The organism is Streptomyces boncukensis (genome assembly GCF_011045075.1).
GTDB lineage: Bacteria > Actinomycetota > Actinomycetes > Streptomycetales > Streptomycetaceae > Streptomyces > Streptomyces boncukensis.
The window spans coordinates 1-472 of record NZ_JAAKZZ010001122.1; the positions used below are offsets into that span (position 1 = coordinate 1).

1 pseudogene is annotated in these 472 nt (G+C 72.7%); it reads right to left on the bottom strand.

Annotation, left to right across the window (positions count from 1 at the left end):
- A pseudogene (locus tag G5C65_RS38250) lies at nt 1–426 on the bottom strand (hypothetical protein); the annotation flags it as partial.
- Nucleotides 427–472: the final 46 nt, after the last annotated feature.

Sequence of the window (472 nt, forward strand, 5' to 3'; positions counted from 1 at the left end):
GTGGTGGGTGCGGGCTTCGGTGACGGCGAGTTGGGCGTGGGTGTAGGTCTGGATGGCAGGGTGGGCATGGTGACGGGCGGCATCGGCGGCTTGCTGGGCGAGGGCGCGGGCGGCGGGGTGGTGGTCGAGTTCGTGGGCGTGGGTGGACATGGCGTGCAGGGCGATGGCGTAGGTGGCCGCGTCGTGGGCGGCGGTGCGGTGGTAGTGCTGGGCGAGTGCGTCGCGGGTGTCGTCGGCGCACATGTCGCCGAGCAGGATGGACAGTTGGGCGCCGGCGGTCAGGAGTTGGCGGTGGGTGGTGTCGGTGGCGGGGGCGTGCAGCCAGGGGATGACGTCGTGGGCGAGGTAGCAGACCAGGGCGGTGCGGGCGTGGCCACCTCCGTAGCGTGTGGTGGTGTGGGCGAAGAAGGCCGTCACGGTCTGCATCGCTTCCACTTCCGTCCGTCCGGCCCGTCGGCCCGCGTCCGGGGCC